The sequence below is a fragment of the Streptococcus oralis subsp. oralis genome, from assembly GCF_002096595.1.
GTDB lineage: Bacteria > Bacillota > Bacilli > Lactobacillales > Streptococcaceae > Streptococcus > Streptococcus oralis_D.
Genome location: NZ_NCUR01000009.1, coordinates 1 through 22,469, shown reverse-complemented (window position 1 = coordinate 22,469; position 22,469 = coordinate 1). Strand labels below are relative to the sequence as shown.

At 40.8% G+C, this 22,469-nt stretch carries 22 protein-coding genes, 1 tRNA gene and 2 pseudogenes; 23 read left to right on the top strand and 2 right to left on the bottom strand.

The features are described from left to right. The first annotated feature begins 1 nt into the window (after position 1). The 21 genes and pseudogenes from B7714_RS02490 (at position 2) to B7714_RS02375 (ending at position 19,186) form a co-directional block, all read left to right on the top strand. A complete protein-coding gene (locus B7714_RS02490; protein WP_084859549.1) occupies positions 2-184 on the top strand; it encodes a hypothetical protein in 183 nt (60 codons plus the stop codon). Between the two features lie 260 nt (positions 185-444). Beyond that, the gene (locus B7714_RS02480; protein WP_000368739.1) at positions 445-678 is read left to right on the top strand and encodes a DUF1858 domain-containing protein; all 234 of its coding nucleotides are present in this window, start codon (positions 445-447) and stop codon (positions 676-678) included. Then, positions 678-2,012: a DUF438 domain-containing protein gene (locus B7714_RS02475; RefSeq protein ID WP_084859548.1), complete on the top strand. Its 1,335-nt coding sequence runs from the start codon at positions 678-680 to the stop codon at positions 2,010-2,012. Before B7714_RS02480 ends, B7714_RS02475 begins: the two co-directional genes overlap by 1 nt. Before the next feature lie 9 nt (positions 2,013-2,021). Continuing rightward, a complete protein-coding gene (locus B7714_RS02470) occupies positions 2,022-2,276 on the top strand; it encodes a DUF1912 family protein (RefSeq protein ID WP_084859547.1) in 255 nt (84 codons plus the stop codon). A 97-nt stretch (positions 2,277-2,373) separates the two neighbouring features. Beyond that, positions 2,374-2,769 (top strand): helix-hairpin-helix domain-containing protein, encoded by a 396-nt coding sequence (locus B7714_RS02465; RefSeq protein ID WP_084859546.1) that lies wholly within the window; start codon positions 2,374-2,376, stop codon positions 2,767-2,769. 280 nt (positions 2,770-3,049) lie between these two features. Beyond that, positions 3,050-3,610: a GNAT family N-acetyltransferase gene (locus tag B7714_RS02460; protein ID WP_084859545.1), complete on the top strand. Its 561-nt coding sequence runs from the start codon at positions 3,050-3,052 to the stop codon at positions 3,608-3,610. Beyond that, positions 3,610-4,187 (top strand): annotated as a pseudogene (locus B7714_RS02455) (AAA family ATPase). Before B7714_RS02460 ends, B7714_RS02455 begins: the two are co-directional and overlap by 1 nt. After that, positions 4,180-6,831 carry a valine--tRNA ligase gene (locus B7714_RS02450; protein ID WP_084859544.1) on the top strand — a complete coding sequence of 884 codons (2,652 nt, stop codon included), beginning with the start codon at positions 4,180-4,182 and terminating at the stop codon, positions 6,829-6,831. Before B7714_RS02455 ends, B7714_RS02450 begins: the two are co-directional and overlap by 8 nt. A 182-nt stretch (positions 6,832-7,013) precedes the next feature. After that, the gene (locus tag B7714_RS02445; RefSeq protein WP_084859543.1) at positions 7,014-8,309 is read left to right on the top strand and encodes a phosphoribosyltransferase-like protein; all 1,296 of its coding nucleotides are present in this window, start codon (positions 7,014-7,016) and stop codon (positions 8,307-8,309) included. Between the two features lie 228 nt (positions 8,310-8,537). Beyond that, positions 8,538-9,473, top strand: coding sequence for a reverse transcriptase family protein (locus tag B7714_RS02440; RefSeq protein ID WP_070800412.1), 936 nt, complete (start codon positions 8,538-8,540; stop codon positions 9,471-9,473). Positions 9,474-9,972: 499 nt separating this feature from the next. Next, positions 9,973-10,563: a DNA-directed RNA polymerase subunit delta gene (gene rpoE, locus B7714_RS02435; protein WP_000418415.1), complete on the top strand. Its 591-nt coding sequence runs from the start codon at positions 9,973-9,975 to the stop codon at positions 10,561-10,563. Positions 10,564-10,893: 330 nt separating this feature from the next. Beyond that, positions 10,894-12,501: a CTP synthase gene (locus B7714_RS02430; protein ID WP_084859542.1), complete on the top strand. Its 1,608-nt coding sequence runs from the start codon at positions 10,894-10,896 to the stop codon at positions 12,499-12,501. Between the two features lie 118 nt (positions 12,502-12,619). After that, a complete protein-coding gene (locus B7714_RS02425; RefSeq protein ID WP_061428412.1) occupies positions 12,620-13,693 on the top strand; it encodes an N-acetylmuramoyl-L-alanine amidase family protein in 1,074 nt (357 codons plus the stop codon). A gap of 232 nt (positions 13,694-13,925) precedes the next feature. Then, positions 13,926-14,225, top strand: a complete 300-nt coding sequence (locus B7714_RS02415; protein ID WP_002875970.1) for a DUF4651 domain-containing protein — start codon at positions 13,926-13,928, stop codon at positions 14,223-14,225. After that, positions 14,222-14,539, top strand: coding sequence for a thioredoxin family protein (locus B7714_RS02410; RefSeq protein WP_061428414.1), 318 nt, complete (start codon positions 14,222-14,224; stop codon positions 14,537-14,539). Before B7714_RS02415 ends, B7714_RS02410 begins: the two co-directional genes overlap by 4 nt. A 14-nt stretch (positions 14,540-14,553) precedes the next feature. Beyond that, a complete protein-coding gene (gene ytpR, locus B7714_RS02405; RefSeq protein ID WP_061428416.1) occupies positions 14,554-15,180 on the top strand; it encodes a YtpR family tRNA-binding protein in 627 nt (208 codons plus the stop codon). A gap of 65 nt (positions 15,181-15,245) precedes the next feature. Then, positions 15,246-15,590 (top strand): annotated as a pseudogene (locus B7714_RS02400) (SDR family NAD(P)-dependent oxidoreductase); the annotation flags it as partial. Positions 15,591-15,667: 77 nt separating this feature from the next. Then, positions 15,668-16,063: a single-stranded DNA-binding protein gene (locus B7714_RS02395; RefSeq protein ID WP_000282457.1), complete on the top strand. Its 396-nt coding sequence runs from the start codon at positions 15,668-15,670 to the stop codon at positions 16,061-16,063. Positions 16,064-16,371: 308 nt separating this feature from the next. After that, positions 16,372-16,656 (top strand): co-chaperone GroES, encoded by a 285-nt coding sequence (groES, locus tag B7714_RS02385; RefSeq protein WP_000917326.1) that lies wholly within the window; start codon positions 16,372-16,374, stop codon positions 16,654-16,656. A gap of 15 nt (positions 16,657-16,671) precedes the next feature. Further along, positions 16,672-18,294: a chaperonin GroEL gene (groL, locus tag B7714_RS02380; protein WP_000031560.1), complete on the top strand. Its 1,623-nt coding sequence runs from the start codon at positions 16,672-16,674 to the stop codon at positions 18,292-18,294. A 124-nt stretch (positions 18,295-18,418) separates the two neighbouring features. Further along, positions 18,419-19,186: an epoxyqueuosine reductase QueH gene (locus tag B7714_RS02375; RefSeq protein ID WP_000567555.1), complete on the top strand. Its 768-nt coding sequence runs from the start codon at positions 18,419-18,421 to the stop codon at positions 19,184-19,186. Positions 19,187-19,255: 69 nt separating this feature from the next. Here B7714_RS02375 and ntdP read toward each other — a convergent pair whose 3' ends face one another. Further along, a complete protein-coding gene (ntdP, locus tag B7714_RS02370) occupies positions 19,256-19,789 on the bottom strand; it encodes a nucleoside tri-diphosphate phosphatase (RefSeq protein WP_000775318.1) in 534 nt (177 codons plus the stop codon). 88 nt (positions 19,790-19,877) lie between these two features. Next, on the bottom strand, positions 19,878-20,654 hold the full coding sequence (recX, locus tag B7714_RS02365; protein ID WP_084859541.1) for a recombination regulator RecX: 777 nt from the start codon (positions 20,652-20,654) through the stop codon (positions 19,878-19,880). A gap of 37 nt (positions 20,655-20,691) precedes the next feature. Here recX and rlmD point away from each other — a divergent pair, with 37 nt between their 5' ends. Beyond that, complete coding sequence (gene rlmD / locus B7714_RS02360; RefSeq protein WP_042902060.1) at positions 20,692-22,053, top strand: 23S rRNA (uracil(1939)-C(5))-methyltransferase RlmD; 1,362 nt, start codon at positions 20,692-20,694, stop codon at positions 22,051-22,053. 66 nt (positions 22,054-22,119) lie between these two features. Further along, positions 22,120-22,191 (top strand) — tRNA-Glu (locus B7714_RS02355). Positions 22,192-22,469 lie beyond the last annotated feature (278 nt).

Below are 22,469 nucleotides of genomic sequence, written 5' to 3'. Positions count from 1 at the left end.
TATGGGATTCATTAAAATTCTAGCCAAGACTTATGGGAATTACTTTTTTGTGATGCAAAGCGTAAAAGTCCTGAAGAACATGAAAAAAGATGACAATGCTCTAGTAGGTTTCGGGGAAGTACTGCTTGCTGACAAGCTGATGGATGTAGCCCAGTGGCTCGCAAAACCAGATGATAAGGAATAACTTGAAATGAAAGAAACTAGCAGGAACTCCGCTGCTAGTTTTTTAATCTCTTCCCATATGGTATAATATAAGCAGTAAAATCATTTTATACTCTTCGAAAATCTCTTCAAACCACGTCAGCTTCACCTTGCCGTAGGTATGGTTACTGACTTCGTCAGTTCTATCCACAACCTCAAAACACTGTTTTGAGCAACCTGCGGCTAGCTTCCTAGTTTGCTCTTTGATTTTTATTGAGTATTAGAACATACATGGAGGTCGTCATGGACAATATCATCGATGTGTCAATTCCCGTTGCAGAAGTGGTGGACAAGCACCCAGAAGTTTTGGAAATCCTAGTGGAGCTCGGTTTTAAACCACTTGCTAATCCCTTGATGCGCAACACAGTCGGTCGCAAGGTATCGCTCAAACAGGGTTCTAAGCTTGAAGGAACTCCTATGGACAAGATTGTCCGCACACTGGAAGCGAATGGTTACGAAGTGATTGGATTAGACTAATGGCAGATGAACGGATTCATATCCTACGGGATATTTTGTTAGAATTGCACAATGGCGCCTCTCCCGAGTCGGTTCAGGAGCGTTTTGATGCGACCTTTACAGGTGTGTCAGCCATCGAGATTTCTCTCATGGAGCACGAATTGATGAACTCAGATTCAGGAGTCACCTTTGAAGATGTCATGGAGCTCTGTGATGTCCATGCCAATCTTTTTAAAAACGCTGTTAAGGGTGTGGAAGTAGAGGATACCGAACACCCTGGTCACCCCGTTCGCGTCTTCAAGGATGAAAATCTGGCTCTCCGTGCTGCCTTGATTCGCATTCGGAGATTGTTAGATACCTATGAGTCTATGGAAGACGAGGAAATGCTGGCAGAGATGCGCAAGGGTTTGGTCCGTCAAATGGGCCTTTTGGGGCAATTTGATATCCACTACCAGCGCAAGGAAGAGCTGTTTTTCCCCATCATGGAGCGCTATGGACACGATTCACCTCCAAAAGTTATGTGGGGAGTGGATGACCAGATCAGAGAACTCTTTCAAACAGCTCTAACGACAGCCAAGTCACTACCAGAAGTGTCGATTAGCAGTGTAAAAGAAGATTTTGAAGCTTTTGCGACAGAGTTTGAAAGTATGATTTTCAAGGAAGAGTCCATTCTTCTCATGATTCTCCTTGAGTCCTTTACTCAGGATGACTGGATTCAGATTGCGGAGGAGAGCGATGCTTATGGCTATGCCATCATTCGTCCGTCTGAGAAATGGGTTCCAGAACGCCAGAGTTTTGTTGAGAAAAAGAGTGCAGAGGAGCCCGTGCAGCTAGACACGGCTGAAGGCCAAGTGCAACAAGTTATCGATACGCCAGAAGGTCAGTTTACCATTACCTTTACCCCTAAGGAAAAGGAAGCAGTGCTGGACCGCCATAGTCAACAGGCTTTTGGGAATGGCTATCTCTCTGTCGAGCAGGCCAACTTCATCCTCAATCACCTCCCCATGGAGATTACCTTCGTCAATAAAGACGATATTTTCCAGTATTACAATGACAATACTCCAGCTGATGAGATGATTTTCAAACGGACGCCGTCCCAAGTCGGACGCAATGTTGAACTCTGCCATCCGCCCAAGTACCTAGAAAAGGTGAAGGCCGTTATGAAAGGTCTTCGTGAAGGTAAAAAGGACAAGTATGAAATGTGGTTCAAGTCAGAGTCGCGAGGCAAGTTTGTCCACATCACCTATGCTGCGGTACACGATGAAAACGGAGAATTTCAAGGCGTGCTAGAGTATGTTCAGGATATCCAGCCCTATCGTGAGATTGATACGGACTACTTCCGTGGATTAGAATAAGGAGAATCAATGAGTTACGAACAAGAATTTATAAAGGAATTTGAAGCTTGGGTCAATACCCAGATCATGATCAACGACATGGCGCACAAGGAAAGTCAAAAAGTTTACGAAGAAGACCAAGACGAGCGTGCCAAAGATGCCATGATTCGCTACGAAAGCCGTTTGGATGCCTACCAGTTTTTACTTGGTAAGTTTGAAAATTTCAAGGCGGGCAAGGGATTTCATGATTTGCCAGAAGGATTGTTTGGTGAGCGAAACTATTAAAATTCAGATACTTTCTTGATTTTTTCCCAAAATCTTGATAGAATATCTTTATTAAATCCTTGTCAGAGCAGGGATTTTTTATTGAAAGGATTTTATCATGTCAAAGAAACTCCAACGTAAAAAACAATTGCGAAATAGCCTTCGTCGTTCAGGTGCCTTTTCAAATACGGTGACCAAGGTTGTAGAAGCGACCAAGAAAGTCGTGAAACACGCAGAAAAATCTGCCAGCGAAGCAGGAAAAGTTGTCTCTAAAAAAGTGGAACAAGCAGTAGAAGCGACCAAGGAACAAGCTCAAAAAGTAGCCAATTCTGTAGAAGATTTCGCAGCGACTTTGGGTGGCCTCTCAGTAGATCGTGCTAAGACTTTCTATGATGAAGGCATCAAATCAGCTGCTGACTTTAAAAACTGGACTGAAAAAGAACTCCTTGCCTTGAAGGGAATTGGTCCAGCTACCATTAAGAAATTAAAAGAGCACGGAATCAGCTTCAAGTAATCATTCTTGAGTCTTGCATTTCCGTCAAAAACTTGCTACAATAGAGCCATTAGAGGTGTTTTGGATCCCACATTTTACAGAAAGTGGCGGCGCTGAGAAGTCCACAAATGTGTCAAAACTGGTTGCTGATGGATGAAAAATGAAATAATATTGTCTTTTTATTATAAAGACGAGAGTTGCGGGCGTCTCTGCCCGAAATTGGGTGGTACCGCGGATAACACATTCGTCCCTGTCATGTAGATGGCAGGGGCGATTTTTTTGTAGAAAGCGAGGTAGAAGGATGACAAGAGCAGAGTTGCCAGAACGTTTAGAAACCGAACGGCTTGTTTTACGAGTCCGTACCGTGGCTGATGTTGTGGATATCTTTGACTATGCCAGTAGGCCAGAAGTTTCCTACCCAGCAGGCTTTCCGCCCGTCCAGACCTTGGAAGATGAGATTTATTATCTCGAGCATATCCTTCCTGAGCGCAATCAAAAGGACAATCTCCCAGCTGGCTACGGCATTGTGGTCAAAGGGACTGATAAGGTCATCGGCTCTGTTGATTTCCCTCGCCGTCACGAGGATGATGTCTTGGAGATTGGCTATATCTTACATCCAGACTATTGGGGTTTAGGCTATGTTCCAGAAGCTGCGAGTACCTTGATTGATTTAGCTTTTAAAGTACTTGGTCTTCACAAGATTGAGCTGACTTGTTTTGGCTACAATGTCCAAAGTCAACGAGTCGCAGAGAAGCTTGGCTTCACCCTCGAAGCTCGCATAAGAGACCGCAAAGATGCCCAAGGCAACCGCTGTGATGATTTGAGATACGGCTTGCTGAAGAGTGAGTGGGAGGTGGTTTGATGCACATTTTCATCATTGGGGCTCCAGCATCAGGAAAAATGACCATTGGTCAAGAGTTATCTCGACTGACGGATGCTACACTATTTTATAACCATCAAGCCATCGATTTTGCACTAGAAATCTATCAGGACTATACAGAGGAAATGTGGGATTTGTTCGTGGAATTACCTTTTCTTTCCTTGGAGCAAGTGCTAGGAATCAGCGATCTGTGATTTTAACAGACGTAATTGATTTTTCAAATCAGTACCAGTTGATGTATTTAAAGCAAATTCAGGATTTATTGGATGACTACCATCAAGAGATTCTTTTTGTGGAGTTGGAAACAAGTCTTGAGGAGCGCTTACATCGAAATCGAACGGAGAATCGATTAAAGCACAAACCCTTGAAACGGCACATTGAGATATCTGAAAGAGAAATTTTGGAGACCGCTGAGACACTTCAATTAAATTCCCAACATCAACCGAATGAGTTGCACCACTACTTTAAAATAAATAATAAGAATTTGTCTGCAGAAGAAGCTGCTAAGCAAATTCAAAATAAAATGAACAAAATAGAGAAAGGACACACGCATGTCTAAAGAACTTTCACCTAAATACAATCCAGTCGAGGTTGAGACTGGTCGTTACCAAAAATGGCTTGATGAAGATGTTTTCAAGCCTTCAGGAGATAAAAAGGCTAAGCCTTATTCGATCGTCATTCCACCACCAAACGTGACTGGGAAACTTCACCTTGGTCACGCTTGGGACACTACTCTCCAAGATATCATCATCCGTCAAAAACGCATGCAAGGTTTTGATACGCTTTGGCTTCCAGGTATGGACCACGCGGGGATTGCGACTCAGGCTAAGGTTGAGGAGCGCTTGCGTGGTGAGGGCATTACGCGTTACGACCTCGGTCGTGAAAAATTCCTAGATAAAGTCTGGGAATGGAAAGACGAATATGCCACTACCATCAAGGAACAATGGGGAAAGATGGGTCTCTCTGTAGACTACTCTCGCGAGCGTTTCACCCTTGACGAAGGCTTGTCAAAAGCTGTTCGCAAGGTTTTTGTCGAACTTTACAAGAAAGGATGGATCTACCGTGGTGAGTTTATCATCAACTGGGACCCAGCAGCTCGCACTGCCCTTTCTGATATTGAAGTTATCCACAAGGATGTCGAAGGTGCCTTCTACCACATGAATTATATGCTGGAAGACGGCTCACGCGCCCTTGAAGTGGCAACAACTCGTCCTGAGACAATGTTCGGGGACGTTGCCGTTGCGGTCAATCCAGAAGACCCACGCTACAAGAACTTGATTGGTAAAAACGTCATCCTTCCAATCGCTAATAAACTCATCCCAATCGTTGGAGATGAGCACGCAGATCCTGAATTTGGTACTGGTGTCGTGAAAATCACACCTGCCCATGATCCAAACGATTTCTTAGTTGGTCAACGCCATAACTTGCCACAAGTCAATGTCATGAATGACGATGGAACCATGAACGAGCTTGCCTTCGAATTTGCAGGTATGGACCGTTTTGAAGCTCGTAAGGCAGTCGTTGCCAAGTTGGAAGAAATCGGTGCCCTTGTTAAAATCGAAAAACGTGTCCACAGTGTTGGTCACTCAGAACGTACAGGTGTAGTGGTTGAGCCACGCTTGTCTACTCAGTGGTTTGTCAAGATGGACCAATTGGCGAAAAATGCTATTGCCAACCAAGATACAGAGGACAAGGTAGAATTCTACCCACCTCGTTTCAATGATACCTTCCTTCAATGGATGGAAAATGTCCACGACTGGGTTATCTCACGTCAGCTCTGGTGGGGTCACCAAATCCCTGCTTGGTACAATGCTGAGGGTGAAATATATGTCGGCGAAGAAGCGCCAGAAGGTGACGGTTGGACTCAAGACGAAGACGTCTTGGATACGTGGTTCAGTTCTGCTCTTTGGCCATTCTCAACCATGGGCTGGCCTGATGTCGACTCAGAAGACTTCAAACGTTATTATCCAACATCAACTTTGGTGACTGGTTATGATATTATTCCGTTTTGGGTGTCTCGGATGATTTTCCAAGGTTTGGAATTTACTGGCAAGTCACCATTCAAAAATGCCTTGATTCATGGTCTCATTCGTGATGAGCAAGGACGCAAGATGTCGAAATCTCTCGGTAATGGGATTGATCCAATGGATGTTATTGATAAGTACGGAACAGATAGCCTTCGTTGGTTCCTTTCAAACGGTTCTGCACCAGGGCAAGACGTGCGCTTCTCTTACGAGAAAATGGATGCTTCATGGAACTTCATTAACAAGATTTGGAACATCTCTCGCTACATCCTCATGAACAATGAAGGATTGACCCTCGAGCAAGCAACTGCCAATGTGGAAAAAGTTGTCAACAAGGAAGCTGGAAATGTCACAGACCGCTGGATTCTCCACAACCTCAATGAAACCATCGGAAAAGCGACTGCCAACTTTGATAAGTTTGAGTTTGGTGTCGCTGGCCACATCCTCTACAACTTCATCTGGGACGAGTTTGCGGACTGGTATGTTGAGTTGACCAAGGAAGTCCTTTATAGCGATAATGAAGAAGAGAAAGTCATCACACGTTCTGTTCTCCTTTATACTTTGGACAAGATCCTTCGTCTCCTTCACCCAATCATGCCATTCGTGACAGAGGAAATCTTTGGACAAATCTCAGAAGGCTCTATCGTTACAGCGGAATACCCAACTGTTAACCCAGCCTTTGAAGACCTTGCTGCCCACACTGGCGTGGAAAGTCTCAAAGACTTGATCCGTGCTGTTCGTAATGCGCGTGCGGAAGTAAACGTAGCACCAAGCAAGCCTATCACAATCCTTGTGAAGACAAGTGATAGCGACTTGGAAGCCTTCTTTAACAGCAATGTCAACTACATCAAACGCTTCACAAATCCAGAACACTTGGAAATTGCATCAAACATCCCTGCACCTGAACTCGCAATGTCAAGCGTCATCACAGGAGCAGAAATCTACTTGCCACTCGCAGACCTCCTCAATGTCGAAGAAGAATTGGCTCGTCTCGACAAGGAACTCGCTAAATGGCAAAAAGAACTGGATATGGTCGGCAAAAAGCTCTCTAACGAACGCTTCGTAGCCAACGCCAAACCAGAAGTCGTCCAAAAAGAACGCGACAAACAAGCCGACTACCAAGCGAAATACGATGCGACCGTAGCACGTATTGATGAAATGAAGAAGTTGGTGAAATAAACACACAAGAGGCTGGGGAAAAAGTCTTAAAATCTAAAAAACGCATAGTATCAGGTATTGAAAAAACTTGATATTATGCGTTTTATTGTGGGAAGATTTACTTCATTTTCTACTGAAATTGAGTTTTTTCTCAGCCTCTTTTTTGGTATAATTAGATTAGAATAAAATTTAGGTGTTTATTAATGGATAATAGTCAAGACGTTAAGAGTAAATTAGAGACAAAATATTTACAGATTACTCAAAAAAATAGGAATAATATTGATAGCTGGATTAAAGACGCAATTGAGTTACAAAGTAATTTTTTTAAGAAGAATGGTGATTTTGATGAAATCTATTTTTCAATGTTAGATAATTATAATTACTATTCCAAAAATAGAATTCAAGACTTTCTGAAACATAAATTATCTTTTTTTGATAATTATATATTTACTTATTTAAAAAAAGAAGATGCGAGAGCGGAATCATCTAGCATAGTTGCTCCTCTTTTATATGAAGTCAAAGAAAATGGTAGAGCAGATGTATACAATGGCTTTACTGAAACATTGTTAAAAGATTTAATTAGATTTATAGGAGATCACAGGGCTTGGGCGGAACTTTTAGAAGAGTGTGGTAGTCCAAACTTGGAGTTGGACAATCTAGCGAATGAAATAAGACAAACTGCAAATTCTAAAAACATTAGAAAATATAAGAGTTTGAATCGTATTATCATATTTGAAGATTTTGTAGGAACTGGTACTAGTTTAGTATCAAAATTTCTTAATAAACCAGAGATTATAGGATATATAAATTCACTAAAAGAATTTGGAATAAAAATAACTTTTTTGTTCTTAGAGATTAGTGTTCAAGGGGAAGATAAATTACAAGAGTATATTAATCAAAATGATTTCACAGATACAATTGATTATTTTGTTCCACAAGATTCTACTGGTTTTATTGGATATCAGGGTGATTTTAAGAATTTAACAAAGAAATTAAAAATTAGGGATGAAGAATATAGTTTGAATGCTTTAGTGTCATCGTATTTAGAAACACCTAATAATACAATAGCATTATTTTGGAAAAGTAATAATAGGGATTGGAAACCGTTATTCCCAAGGACTAATTGGTCTTTGTTGGAAAGAGAAGATGATTTAAAAGAGTTAGAAGATTTATTAGACAAATGTGATTTTAGATGTAGTCCAGGTGTTCAATTATCAGCAATAAAAACAGATAGAAAAATCAATTTAATTTTATTAGTATTATTAAATAACCTAAACAATATTGCATACGCACAGGCGACCACTATTGTAGCTAAAATTCTAGATTCACCATGTGGACTAATCCACCAAATTCTATACGCTTTAAAAAATGCAGGTTATATTAAGTTAGAGGGAGACTTTTCAAATGTGAAGTTAACGAGATTGGGTAAATCAACTATAGCGGGGGTATGTAAGTTACCTAAGTGGAATGATTTTATTGATGAAAATGCCTTGATTTAATTATTTTTTTTGATATAATAATAAAGAAGTAGAGATACTAAAAGTTTTAGTCAGGTATAGCAAAGTTGTTATACTAACGTGATTCTTTATGAAGTAATTTCATGTCATGAAAAATTTTTCTACATTTACATTTCGAAAAATTTCCCATGACTTTAACTTACTTCACAAGTTCCGTAAGTTAAGTACTTCATTCCATCAACTATAGTTGATGGTTTTTTTGGAGGGAATATGATTCCAAAATTAATCAGTGTACAACAGTTAAAAAAACTCTTTAAAATAGAATTAACCAGTAATATTGAAGATTTTGTAGAAAATAACAATCAAGTGTATCCTAGAATTAAGAAAAATGGGGAAATTAGATTTATCTCGAGTCCCACTATTCATTTGAAATCAATTCAAAAATGGATTGTGGAACATATATTGTCGAAAAAAGATTGTTCAGAATTTTGCCATGCATATGTAAAAGAGAAATCAATTTTTACAAATGCAGGAACTCATATAGGAAATCAAAATCTTTTAAAAATGGACATTCACAATTTTTTTGATTCCATTCCACATATTTCAGTAAAAAATATATTTATCACTATGGGATATAATTTAGAAGTTTCTCATAGTTTGGCTCTTTTATGTACATATAAAGGATATGTGAGGCAGGGCTTTGTTTCTAGTCCTATGATATCTAACATTATTATGAAGGAATTTGATGATTGGATTATAAAATCACTTCATGAAGAGGAATATTTAAAATTTGATTTTAAATATTCAAGATATGCAGATGATATAGCTATTTCTTCAAAGAAAAAAGCTGTGGCGCCTTTAGTGATTATAAAGGAGAATATATCCGATTATCTTGAAAAATATGGTTTTATCGTAAATAACGATAAAATAAAATTAATAAAAGGAAAAGGTCCTAAGTTAATAACAGGTATTGTTGTCAAAGACAATTCAATTTCAGTTCCTAATAAATACAAGCGGAAGCTGTTAAAAGAACTATATTATTGTGAAAAATATGGTGTTGAATCGCATTTGCTATATACTGGACAGTATGGAAAAACAAATTATAAAGAGTATTTACTAGGAATCGCAATGTATATCAAAAATACTGATAATCAATTCTATAATACTATTAGAGAAAGAATAGATGCTTTAAATATTGATTATTGATTTCAAAGAAATTCTTTATTTAAAAATCATATACAAAGAGAGAATTGTTTTAAAAATTTAATTTAATTTATCGTGAATATAATATTGCTAAGACTAGTCCATTCTACTTTTATTTTAGTCTCAACGATTGCATTCATTTGATTGAACCAGTCGTTAAAAGCTCTCAAATTTCCTTTCCCAGAAAGATTTTTAGCAAAAGGGGATATCTTCTTGAGAAGTACCTGATACTTTTGCTACTTAGTCTATCTGCTGAGTGAGCATTAATAATATCAAACGTCTCATACTTAATTCCACCATAAAAATCCGTTTTAGACTAATTTTCACTTCGGTCAGGCAAGTGGAAGTTACTTTGAGAAGTTACCCCAATAAAAGTCCTGTCACTTTCTCCCATTTAACCTTTGACTATTCCGCAAAATTATCGTACAATAAAGAGTACATGATAAAATGAGGTCAGAGTCTGTTTGCTCTGGCGATAGTAGTAAAAATGAGGAGAAACGCTTTGGAATTAGAAGTATTTGCTGGGCAAGAAAAAAGTGAACTATCTATGATTGAGGTAGCGCGTGCTATCTTGGAACTTCGTGGTCGCGATCATGAGATGCATTTTAGCGATCTTGTAAACGAAATTCAAAACTACCTTGGAACATCAAACAGCGATATCCGCGAAGCTTTGCCTTTGTTCTACACAGAGTTGAACTTTGACGGTAGCTTCATCTCTCTTGGAGACAACAAATGGGGTCTTCGTTCATGGTATGGTGTGGACGAAATCGACGAAGAGATCATCGCTCTTGAAGAAAGTGACGACGATGAAGTAGCACCAAAAGCTAAGAAAAAACGCGTCAATGCCTTTATGGATGGCGATTCAGATGCCATTGACTACAATGCGGATGATCCAGAAGACGAAGATGCATACGAAGCAGACCCAGCTCTTTCATATGATGATGAAAATCCAGATGATGAGAAAAATGAAGTGGAAGCTTACGATGCAGAAATCAATGAAATCGCTCCTGATGACTTGGGTGAAGACGTGGATCTTAACGAAGAAGACGACGAGTTTTCTGACGATGACGCTGAAACGAGTGAAGAAGAGTAAAAGACTTCACAGAGGAGATTGCCTGATCTCCTTTTTTTGTTTCTTGGACAAAGTAGTTGAGCGATACATCCGTTTGGATGTGGATCTTTAGTTGGTTTTCTGAAAGCAATCTTCTTATTTTCATATTTTACCAATTCGGGTTGACAAATGTTCTGCTTTGAGGTATTATATTGTTCGGGCACCTCTTTTAGAGGTCGGGGCTCCCTAGTTACTAGGGAGCCATTTTTGTTTTTCAGGAAGTTTTCTTGAAAAGTCGTTATTCATAAGGGTCTTGTTTTCTATTTCCCCTCGTAGTCAACAAGACCTTGAGCATTTTAGAAAGAGGAATCTATGTCTACGAAATATATTTTTGTAACTGGTGGTGTGGTATCGTCTATTGGGAAAGGGATTGTGGCAGCAAGTCTGGGCCGTCTCTTGAAAAATCGTGGTCTCAAAGTAACCATTCAAAAGTTTGATCCTTATATCAATATCGATCCGGGAACCATGAGTCCTTACCAGCACGGGGAAGTCTTTGTGACTGATGATGGGGCTGAGACAGACTTGGACTTGGGTCACTATGAACGTTTCATCGATATCAATCTCAACAAATATTCCAACGTGACAACTGGGAAAATTTACAGTGAAGTTCTTCGTAAGGAGCGCCGTGGCGAGTACCTTGGCGCAACTGTTCAGGTTATTCCTCATATCACAGATGCTTTGAAGGAAAAAATCAAGCGTGCCGCTGTAACGACCGACTCTGATGTCATTATCACAGAGGTTGGTGGAACCGTTGGGGATATCGAGTCCTTGCCATTCCTAGAGGCCCTTCGTCAGATGAAGGCAGATGTGGGGGCAGATAATGTCATGTACATCCATACAACCTTGCTTCCTTATCTCAAGGCTGCTGGTGAGATGAAGACCAAGCCGACTCAGCATTCTGTAAAAGAATTACGCGGTTTGGGAATCCAGCCAAATATGTTGGTCATTCGTACCGAGAAACCAGCTGGTCAAGGAATTAAAAATAAACTAGCTCAGTTTTGTGACGTGGCTCCAGAAGCTGTTATCGAGTCTTTGGATGTTGAACACCTTTACCAAATTCCATTGAACTTGCAGGCACAAGGTATGGACCAAATTGTCTGTGACCATTTGAAATTAGACGCGCCAGCAGCGGATATGACTGAGTGGTCAGCCATGGTGGACAAGGTCATGAACCTGAAAAAACAAGTCAAGATTTCCCTTGTCGGTAAGTATGTGGAGTTGCAAGATGCCTACATCTCAGTGGTTGAAGCTTTGAAACACTCTGGTTATGCCAACGACGCAGAAGTGAAGATTAATTGGATCAACGCCAATGATGTGACAGCAGAGAATGTAGCAGAACTCTTGTCTGATGCGGACGGGGTCATCGTACCAGGTGGTTTTGGTCAACGTGGTACGGAAGGAAAAATTCAAGCCATCCGTTATGCGCGTGAGAATGATGTTCCTATGTTGGGAGTCTGCTTGGGAATGCAGTTGACTTGTATCGAGTTTGCTCGTCACGTTTTGGGTCTTGAAGGTGCCAATTCTGCTGAACTTGCACCAGATACAAAATACCCTATCATTGATATTATGCGTGACCAGGTTGATGTTGAGGATATGGGTGGAACCCTTCGTTTGGGACTTTATCCATCTAAGTTGAAACGTGGCTCTAAGGCAGCAGCTGCTTATCACAATCAAGAAGTGGTGCAACGCCGTCACCGTCACCGTTATGAGTTTAACAACGCCTTTCGTGAACAGTTTGAGGCAGCAGGCTTTGTCTTTTCAGGAGTTTCTCCTGATAATCGTTTGGTAGAAATCGTGGAAATTCCTGAAAATAAATTCTTTGTAGCTTGTCAGTATCACCCTGAACTTTCCAGCCGTCCGAACCGTCCAGAAGAACTCTACACCGCCTTTGTTACTGCAGCAGTTGAGAATAGTAATTAGCATAATCAGAATCTTTGAGAAGAATCTCAGAGGTTTCTTCTAGCATATTTAGGATAAGATTTGCAAAAAAAATAGATAGTGATATAATTAATATAATAATTCCTAAAGAGGATGTACAATGAAAAAAATCACACTATTTTGTTTGTTTCTAGCAGGTTTAGCTTTACTGGCTTTCCCTCATTCAGGAAAAGCATTCGAATTGGAAGAAGAATGGGTTATTAAGGGTGGGGTTAAGTATCAAGATGGCAAAATTCTTCGATTTAATAATGGCCATGAAGTAGATATCAAAGTCTTGGATTTGCCAAAAACTGAGAAAATCGAGTGGATGGTCAGTCTCAATGGTCAAGATCAGACAGTCAATTTCCTAGGCCAAGAAAAGGACAAGTCTATGGTCGGTACAGAGGGGCGTTACCTGAATTTCTACGTACCTTATGGCTATAGAGGAGATATCAAGGTCGAGGCCAAGAGTGGAAATGAAGTAAAGACCTGGTCCTCTAAAGTGGTAGATGATGTATATAATGGTGAGAAAAGTGGCTACTACCGTATTGAAGAATCAAAAGACCATTACACCTACCTTGATACAAAATGGGACTATCAAACCAAGACCTACACTGCTACCTTACCAGAGACTATCAATGGTCAAAAAGTTTATGCTTGGAAAGACCATGACAATGGTGAGTTAAAACTTACAAAACCAGAATCTATCAGTCATTCCTACAAGGGGGGAGGAGCCTTCCGAGAACTTTATCCGATTGTAAAAGCAGAAAGCTGGCTAAAATCAGACCAAAATTGGTACTATCAAAACCAAGGCCAACTAGTTCAAAATGCTTGGGTTAAAGACAATGGAACTTGGTACTTTATGAATGATAAAGGGATTATGTTTAATCAAACTTGGCTCTATCAAGGTGGCAACTGGTATGCCTTTAAATCATCAGGAGCTATGATTGCTAGTGATTGGCTTTACGACCAAGGCAAGTGGTACTATTTATCAACTTCAGGCTCTATGAAAGCAAGCACTTGGATTTTTGACAAGGGAGAATGGTATTATGTAAGTTCTTCTGGTGCCATGATTGCGAATGATTGGGTCAAAGACAATGGTAAGTGGTATTATCTAGCTTCATCAGGTAAGATGCTTCGCAATACCTACACACCAGATGGCTACTACGTTGGCAACTCAGGCGCTTGGCAATAAGAATAATACTCTGCGAAAATCTCTTCAAACTACGTCAGCGTCGCCTTACCGTAGGTATGGTTACTGACTTCGTCAGTTCTATCCACAACCTCAAAACACTGTTTTGAGCAACCTACGGCTAGTTTCCTAGTTTGCTCTTTGAGTATAAGAAGTCCTTTTCCTTTAAGGAAGGGGCTTTTTACTTGCTTTTCTACGGCTTCCCTATTTGTCCTAGAGCCCTTTTTGTGTTACAATGAATGGTATGAAAGCTAAGAAATTATGGATGACTGGCTTGACTGTGGCTGGTCTAAGTGCCCTTGCTTTGGGGGCTAAAAAAGCAGCAGATAACCACAAACTCATGAAGACTCAAGAAGAGTTGACCGCTATCGTGCGCGAACTTTTCTCAGATATGGGTGAGATTGCGACTCTCTATGTTCAAGTCTACGAAAGTAGTCTAGAGCGACTGGTCGGAGGAGTCATTTTCGAGGATGGCCGTCACTACACCTTTGTCTATGAAAATGAAGACCTAGTCTATGAGGAGGAAGTCTTATGATTACTCCCGATAGTATAGAAGAACTAGCAGGTTTTGTCGAGCAAGATGGCAAGAAGGTCTTCCTTTTTGTGGCGGACTGGTGTGGCGATTGTCGTTATATCTATCCATCCTTGCCAGAGATTGAGGAGACCAATCCAGAGTTCACCTTTATTCGAGTGGACCGTGACCAGTACATGGATCTAGCCAAACTCTGGGATGTGTACGGGATTCCTAGCCTTGTTGTGCTAGAAAAGGACAAGGAAATCGGCCGATTTGTCAATCGCGACCGTAAAAGCAAGCAACAAATTAACGACTTTTTAGCAGAACTGAATTAGGAGAAAAGGAAAGAATGATTTTTACATATAATAAAGAGCATGTTGGCGATGTCCTTATGATCATCGTGAAAAACAGCGGAGATGCCAAACTAGACGTGGAGCGCAAAGGCAAGGTAGCCCGTGTTTTCATCAAAGAAAATGGGGAAACAGTTGCTTGGAATATTTTCGAAGTTTCAAGTTTGTTTGAAATTGTAGAGCGTGGTCAAGTCTTTTTGACAGATGAACAAGTAGAACGTTTGAACCAAGAATTGCAGGCGGAAGGTTTTACAGAAGAAATTGTCAATGACAAGGAACCTAAGTTCGTAGTCGGTGAAATTGTCGAGATGGTAGCCCATCCAGATAGCGACCACCTCAACATCTGTCAAGTGGCCGTTGCAAGTGACAAGACAGTGCAAATCGTTGCAGGGGCACCCAATGCACGTGTCGGGTTGAAAACCATTGTGGCTCTTCCTGGAGCGATGATGCCAAAAGGCAATCTCATTTTCCCAGGCGAACTTCGCGGTGAAAAGAGTTTTGGTATGATGTGCAGCCCTCGTGAATTGCATCTACCAAATGCTCCGCAAAAACGTGGGGTTATTGAATTATCAGAAGACCAAGTTGTCGGAACTCCATTTGACCCAGCCAAACACTGGACTGCCTAGGAAATTGTCAGTATTTGATAGAGCAGATAGAGGGGGATAAGATGGCGAAAAATGTAGTGATTACAGGAGCGACCTCAGGAATCTATGCCTATGCTGGGGCAGCTGTTTACTCAGCCACCAAGGCTGCTATCAAGACTTTTTCAGATGGTTTGCGAATTGATACCATTGCAACAGATATCAAGGTAACTACCATTCAACCAGGGATTGTCGAAACAGATTTCTCTACAGTTCGTTTTCATGGTGACAAAGAGCGGGCTGCGACGGTTTATCAGGGAATTGAGGCCTTGCAAGCTCAAGATATTGCAGATACAGTTGTCTATGTGACCAGTCAGCCTCGCCGTGTGCAGATTACAGATATGACCATTATGGCCAATCAACAGGCGACAGGTTTCATGGTGCATAAAAAATAAAAAATTTCTTCGAAAAGTTACAAATTTCTGTAACTTTTTTTGATTCCTTGCGAATAGATAAGTAGGAGGAAGAAAATATGTATAATAAAGTTATTATGATCGGGCGCTTGACGTCTACACCAGAATTGCACAAAACCAACAATGACAAGTCGGTAGCGCGAGCAACTATCGCTGTGAACCGTCGTTACAAAGACCAAAATGGGGAACGTGAAGCTGATTTTGTCAATTTGGTTCTTTGGGGAAAATTGGCTGAAACCTTAGCAAGCTACGCAACTAAAGGTAGTCTTATCTCTGTGGATGGAGAACTTCGTACCCGTCGCTTCGAGAAAAAGGGCCAGATGAACTATGTGACTGAAGTCCTTGCCACAGGATTCCAACTTTTGGAAAGCCGCGCCCAACGTGCTATGCGTGAAAATAACGCAGGACAGGATTTGGCAGATTTGGTCTTGGAAGAGGAGGAATTGCCATTTTAATACTCTTCGAAAATCTTTTCAAACCACGTCAACTTCACCTTGCCGTGGGTATAGGTAACTGACTTCGTCAATCTTATCTACAACCTCAAAGCAGTGCTTTGAGCAACCTGCGGCTAGCTTCCTAGTTTGATCTTTGATTTTCATTGAGTATAAACATTGAAAAGTCTGAGTTGGTCTCAGGCTTTTTATCTTGCCAAAGTCAGACTTTTTTCTTGACTATTTCTGACCAAGTGATACAATAGAACTATAAATTAGCACTCAGATATAAAGAGTGCTAATAATATGTAGTTTATCATGGAGGAAAACAGATGTTGAAACCATTAGGAGACCGTGTGGTCTTGAAAATCGAAGAAAAAGAACAAACTGTTGGAGGCTTTGTCCTTGCAGGCTCAGCCCAAGAAAAAACAAAAACAGCCCAAGTTGTAGCTACTGGACAAGGTGTTCGTACCTTGAATGGTGACTTGGTTGCTCCAAGCGTTAAGCCTGGAGACCGTGTCTTAGTTGAAGCCCACGCAGGTATTGATGTCAAAGATGGCGATGAAAAGTACATCATCGTAGGTGAAGCTAATATTTTGGCAATCATTGAAGAATAGAAGGAGAAAGTAAGTATGTCAAAAGAAATTAAATTTTCATCTGATGCTCGTTCAGCGATGGTCCGTGGTGTCGATATCCTAGCAGACACTGTTAAAGTAACCTTAGGACCAAAAGGTCGTAATGTTGTGTTGGAAAAATCATTTGGCTCACCTTTGATTACCAATGACGGTGTGACCATTGCCAAAGAAATCGAGTTGGAAGACCATTTTGAAAATATGGGTGCCAAATTGGTATCAGAAGTAGCTTCAAAAACCAATGATATCGCAGGTGACGGAACGACAACTGCAACAGTCTTGACTCAAGCTATCGTCCGCGAAGGAATCAAAAACGTCACCGCGGGTGCCAACCCAATCGGTATTCGTCGTGGGATTGAAGCAGCGGTTGCTGCAGCTGTAGAAGCTTTGAAAAATAACGCCATCCCTGTTGCTAACAAAGAAGCTATCGCTCAGGTTGCTGCCGTATCTTCTCGTTCTGAGAAAGTCGGCGAATACATCTCTGAAGCTATGGAAAAAGTTGGTAAAGACGGAGTCATTACTATTGAAGAGTCACGTGGTATGGAAACAGAGCTCGAAGTCGTGGAAGGAATGCAGTTTGACCGTGGTTACCTATCACAGTACATGGTGACAGATAGCGAAAAAATGGTGGCTGACCTTGAAAATCCATACATTTTGATTACTGATAAGAAGATTTCAAATATCCAAGAAATCTTGCCACTTCTAGAAAGTATTCTCCAAAGCAACCGTCCACTCTTGATTATTGCAGATGATGTGGATGGCGAAGCTCTTCCGACTCTTGTATTGAACAAGATTCGTGGAACATTCAATGTCGTAGCTGTCAAGGCACCTGGATTCGGTGACCGTCGCAAAGCGATGCTTGAAGACATCGCCATCTTGACAGGAGGAACAGTCATCACAGAAGATCTTGGCCTTGAGTTGAAAGACGCTACTATTGAGGCGCTTGGTCAAGCAGCGAGAGTAACTGTGGACAAAGATAGCACTGTTATCGTAGAAGGTGCTGGAAATCCTGAAGCTATTTCTCACCGTGTTGCGGTTATCAAGTCTCAAATCGAAACTACAACATCTGAATTTGACCGTGAAAAATTGCAAGAACGCTTGGCTAAATTGTCAGGTGGTGTCGCAGTCATCAAGGTCGGAGCTGCAACTGAAACTGAGTTGAAAGAAATGAAACTCCGCATCGAAGATGCCCTCAACGCTACTCGTGCAGCCGTGGAAGAAGGAATCGTTGCAGGTGGTGGAACTGCTCTTGTCAATGTCATTCCAGCCGTAGCTGATTTGGAATTGACAGGAGATGAAGCGACAGGACGCAACATTGTTCTCCGCGCCTTGGAAGAACCTGTTCGTCAAATCGCCCACAATGCAGGATTTGAAGGATCTATTGTCATCGATCGTTTGAAAAATGCGGAAGTTGGTACAGGTTTCAACGCAGCGACTGGCGAGTGGGTCAACATGATTGAAGAGGGAATCATTGACCCAGTTAAAGTGAGCCGTTCTGCCCTTCAAAATGCAGCCTCTGTAGCTAGCTTGATTTTAACAACAGAAGCAGTCGTAGCCAATAAACCAGAACCAGTAGCCCCAGCTCCAGCAATGGATCCAAGCATGATGGGCGGGATGATGTAAAAGCAACTTATAAAAAACACAAAAGGAGGGAACATAATCCCTCCTTTTAAGGTTTTCTCTTCTAAAATTGATTTGAGCTCTCCTAACTTATATGATAAAATAAGACTAGAAGAAGGAGAAGAACATGATTGATGTAGAAGAAATTCTGAGCAAGATGAATCTCAATCAGAAGATTAATTATGACCGTGTCATGCAGAAAATGGTTCAGGTTTGGGAGAAAAATGAGCAACGTCCCACTATTCTCATGCATGTTTGCTGTGCTCCTTGTAGTACCTACACTCTAGAATACCTGACAAAATACGCTGATGTGACTATCTATTTTGCCAATTCCAATATCCATCCCAAGGCAGAATACCACAAGCGGGCTTACGTTACAAAAAAATTTGTCAGTGATTTCAATGAGCGAACAGGCAATACGGTTCAGTATCTAGAAGCTCCCTATGAACCTAATGAATACCGGAAGTTAGTCAGAGGACTGGAAGAAGAACCCGAAGGTGGCGACCGTTGCAAGGTTTGTTTTGATTACCGTTTGGACAAAACAGCGCAAGTGGCTATGGATTTGGGCTTTGACTACTTTGGTTCAGCCTTGACCATCAGTCCCCATAAGAATTCTCAAACCATCAACAGCATCGGAATTGATGTGCAAAAGATTTATACCACCCACTATCTCCCGAGTGATTTCAAGAAAAATCAAGGCTACAAGCGTTCGGTGGAGATGTGCGAGGAGTATGATATTTATCGTCAATGTTATTGTGGATGCGTCTATGCGGCTCAAGCCCAGAATATTGATCTTGTTCAGGTTAAGAAGGATGCCACGGCTTTTTTGCTGGATAAGGATGTTGAAAAAGACTATTCTCATATCAAGTTTACTGTCACTAAATTAGATATATAGCAATTAACCCAGCTTTCAGGCTGGGTTTTTCAAATAAAAAACCAGGGCTCTCACCCCGGTTTGACAACTTTACCGATTCTTTAGTTCTATGTAGCGTTTGTACCAAATGTTGACATAGGCCTCTGAGAAAGGACCGCGTCCATTGTTGATCCAATCAACAAGGATTTTAACATGTTCTTTCAAAATATAGTCTAAATCATCAGAATACTTCATTTTGCGTTTATGGCGCTCATACTCTTCAACGTCCAAGAGACGCTTTTCACCATCAGTGAAAACCTTGACATCCAAATCATAATCAATGTATTTCAGGGCTTCCTCATCTAGATAGTAGGGGCTGGCCATATTGCAATAGTAGGAAATCCCATTATCACGAATCATGGCAATGATATTAAACCAATATTTTTTGTGAAAGTAAACAATAGCGGGTTCTCGAGTCACCCAACGACGACCGTCACTTTCGGTAACAAGTGTGTGGTCGTTGACGCCTATAATAGCGTTCTCTGTTGTTTTTAGTACCATGGTGTCCCGCCAAGTACGGTGAAGACTCCCATCATGCTTATAACTTTGAATTGTAATAAAGTCGCCTTCTTTTGGAAGTTTCATAACTAACCAACTTTCTACAATTTATAAGTTTATCGTCTACTATTATATCATAAATTGGTCTAATTTTTTTGAATTTTACCTGAAAATGTTAAAGATATTCTCTGAGAGCGCTGGCTATATCCGAAAAATCATAGCCTTTTCGAGCTAAAACTTGGGTTAAACGCTGTTTAAGTTCGTATCCTTCATACTTTCGAGCATACTTAGCATATTGTTTGTCTAGCTCTTTAAAAATGAGTTCTTGAGTCGTTTCTTGGTCGACTTGACTGTCCAAGTCGTCAAAGACATTCTTAGCATCAGAATAGGAGAAGCCTTTGTTCGTCAAGCTTTGAATGATCTTATCCTGCAAGGCACGAGCGGGAAGCTTTCCATTGTATTTTTTTAGAAGTTTCTCCGCCACACGTTGAGCAACCTCCGAAAAATCAAAATCCTTTAAAACCTCTTCAATCGTTGATTTGGCAATCCCTTTTTGAGACAGTTTTTGAGCTAGCACATAAGGTCCCTTATCTCCAGAGAGTTGATTTGCGTTGATAATAGAGTAGACATACTGACGATCATTTATCCAGTTATCTTCTTTAAGATTAGCGATAACTTGACTAATGATTTTTTCTTCAATATCATACTTTTTCAGGTACTCTCGCACTTCCTTTTCGGTACGAGCCTTGAAGGATAAATGGTAGAGAGCGAGGTTCTTACCATAAGAAAACTGAGCAAAGCCCTGTATCTCGATTAATTCTTCCTTGCTAACCACCTTATCTTTGGACAACATAAAACGGACAATGGTATCTTCCGTGATATAAGAGGTTTGCTGTCCATCTAACTCCATCAAGTAGAGACGTTTTTTCTTTTCAAGTTTTGTGATTTTCATAGTTCTATTATACCCTAAAATGTGATAAGATAGGGGTATGAATCTGAAAGTCAAACAAAAAATACCTTTAAAAATCAAGCGGATGGGTATCAATGGTGAGGGAATCGGTTTCTACCAGAAAACCCTCGTTTTTGTGCCAGGCGCCCTCAAAGGAGAAGATATCTATTGTCAGATTACTTCTGTTAAACGTAACTTTGTTGAAGCCAAATTACTAAAGGTTAATAAGAAGTCTAAATTTCGAGTCGTACCAGCTTGTACGATTTATAATGAATGTGGTGGTTGCCAAATCATGCACCTCCACTACGATAAACAGTTAGAGTTCAAAACGGATTTGCTCCACCAAGCCCTGAAAAAATTTGCTCCTGCAGGATATGAAAACTATGAAATCCGTCCAACTATCGGAATGCAGGAACCAAAGTACTACCGTGCTAAGCTTCAATTTCAGACTCGAAAATTTAAAAATCAGGTCAAAGCAGGTTTGTATGCGCAAAACTCTCATTATCTCGTAGAGTTAAAAGACTGCTTGGTGCAAGATAAAGAAACCCAAGTGATTGCTAACCGCCTAGCTGAACTTCTTACTTACCACCAAATTCCAATTACAGATGAGAGAAAAACGCTCGGCGTTCGCACCATCATGGTACGTCGAGCAAGAAAAACAGGACAAGTCCAGATAATCATCGTCACAAATCGTCAGCTTAATTTAACCCAGCTAGTAAAAGACTTAGTTAAAGATTTTCCAGAAGTCGTCACGGTTGCTGTCAATACAAATACAGCAAAAACAAGTGAAATCTATGGTGAAAAGACGGAAATTATTTGGGGTCAAGAGAGTATTCAAGAAGGAGTACTGGACTATGAGTTTTCTCTCTCCCCTCGAGCGTTCTATCAGCTTAATCCTGAGCAGACAGAAATTCTCTATAGTGAAGCAGTTAAGGCACTGGAGGTTGGCGAAGAAGATCATCTGATTGATGCCTATTGCGGTGTTGGGACAATCGGATTTGCCTTCGCAAATAAGGTCAAGAGTCTCAGAGGAATGGACATTATTCCGGAAGCCATAGAAGATGCCAAGAGAAATGCTCAGAGAATGGGGTTTGACAATACCCATTACGAAGCGGGAACAGCAGAAGAGATTATTCCACGCTGGTATCAAGAAGGCTACCGAGCGGATGCATTGATAGTCGATCCTCCTCGTACAGGTTTAGATGATAAGCTATTGGATACCATTCTGACCTATGTTCCAGACAAAATGGTCTATGTATCCTGCAATGTTTCGACCTTGGCACGAGATTTGGTTAAACTAGTAAAAGTCTATGATCTCCAGTATATCCAGTCGGTCGATATGTTTCCCCACACTGCACGGACAGAAGCAGTGGTTAAGTTAGTGAAGAAAAGAAAAAATTAAATTCACTGAAAAAAGTTCTTGACAAAGGTAAAAAAGTAGGTATAATAGAAAGAGTTGAAAAGCTCAGGTCCGTTGGTCAAGGGGTTAAGACACCGCCTTTTCACGGCGGTAACACGGGTTCGAATCCCGTACGGACTATGGTGTATTGCGGCTAAAAAAACTTGAAAAAAGTTTAAAAAATCTGTTGACAGAGACAGATGGCTGTGATATACTAATATAGTTGTCGCTTGAGAGAGAATGAGTGACAAAGACCTTTGAAAACTGAACAAGACGAACCAATGTGCAGGGCACTATAACTGAGGTTATAGTACTGAACAATGAAAAAAAACAATAAATCTGTCAGTGACAGAAATGAGTGAGAACTCAAACTTTTAATGAGAGTTTGATCCTGGCTCAGGACGAACGCTGGCGGCGTG

Coding starts and splice junctions, on each gene's coding strand:
- groES (WP_000917326.1), top strand. CDS start 16,372: ATGTTGAAACCATTAGGAGACCGTGTGGTCTTGAAAATCGAAGAAAAA.
- B7714_RS02460 (WP_084859545.1), top strand. CDS start 3,050: ATGACAAGAGCAGAGTTGCCAGAACGTTTAGAAACCGAACGGCTTGTT.
- B7714_RS02475 (WP_084859548.1), top strand. CDS start 678: ATGGCAGATGAACGGATTCATATCCTACGGGATATTTTGTTAGAATTG.
- B7714_RS02410 (WP_061428414.1), top strand. CDS start 14,222: ATGATTACTCCCGATAGTATAGAAGAACTAGCAGGTTTTGTCGAGCAA.
- B7714_RS02465 (WP_084859546.1), top strand. CDS start 2,374: ATGTCAAAGAAACTCCAACGTAAAAAACAATTGCGAAATAGCCTTCGT.
- B7714_RS02430 (WP_084859542.1), top strand. CDS start 10,894: ATGTCTACGAAATATATTTTTGTAACTGGTGGTGTGGTATCGTCTATT.
- B7714_RS02480 (WP_000368739.1), top strand. CDS start 445: ATGGACAATATCATCGATGTGTCAATTCCCGTTGCAGAAGTGGTGGAC.
- B7714_RS02415 (WP_002875970.1), top strand. CDS start 13,926: ATGAATGGTATGAAAGCTAAGAAATTATGGATGACTGGCTTGACTGTG.
- B7714_RS02375 (WP_000567555.1), top strand. CDS start 18,419: ATGATTGATGTAGAAGAAATTCTGAGCAAGATGAATCTCAATCAGAAG.
- B7714_RS02425 (WP_061428412.1), top strand. CDS start 12,620: ATGAAAAAAATCACACTATTTTGTTTGTTTCTAGCAGGTTTAGCTTTA.
- recX (WP_084859541.1), bottom strand. CDS start 20,654: ATGAAAATCACAAAACTTGAAAAGAAAAAACGTCTCTACTTGATGGAG.
- ntdP (WP_000775318.1), bottom strand. CDS start 19,789: ATGAAACTTCCAAAAGAAGGCGACTTTATTACAATTCAAAGTTATAAG.
- rlmD (WP_042902060.1), top strand. CDS start 20,692: ATGAATCTGAAAGTCAAACAAAAAATACCTTTAAAAATCAAGCGGATG.
- B7714_RS02440 (WP_070800412.1), top strand. CDS start 8,538: ATGATTCCAAAATTAATCAGTGTACAACAGTTAAAAAAACTCTTTAAA.
- B7714_RS02450 (WP_084859544.1), top strand. CDS start 4,180: ATGTCTAAAGAACTTTCACCTAAATACAATCCAGTCGAGGTTGAGACT.
- B7714_RS02470 (WP_084859547.1), top strand. CDS start 2,022: ATGAGTTACGAACAAGAATTTATAAAGGAATTTGAAGCTTGGGTCAAT.
- B7714_RS02395 (WP_000282457.1), top strand. CDS start 15,668: ATGTATAATAAAGTTATTATGATCGGGCGCTTGACGTCTACACCAGAA.
- B7714_RS02490 (WP_084859549.1), top strand. CDS start 2: ATGGGATTCATTAAAATTCTAGCCAAGACTTATGGGAATTACTTTTTT.
- ytpR (WP_061428416.1), top strand. CDS start 14,554: ATGATTTTTACATATAATAAAGAGCATGTTGGCGATGTCCTTATGATC.
- B7714_RS02445 (WP_084859543.1), top strand. CDS start 7,014: ATGGATAATAGTCAAGACGTTAAGAGTAAATTAGAGACAAAATATTTA.
- groL (WP_000031560.1), top strand. CDS start 16,672: ATGTCAAAAGAAATTAAATTTTCATCTGATGCTCGTTCAGCGATGGTC.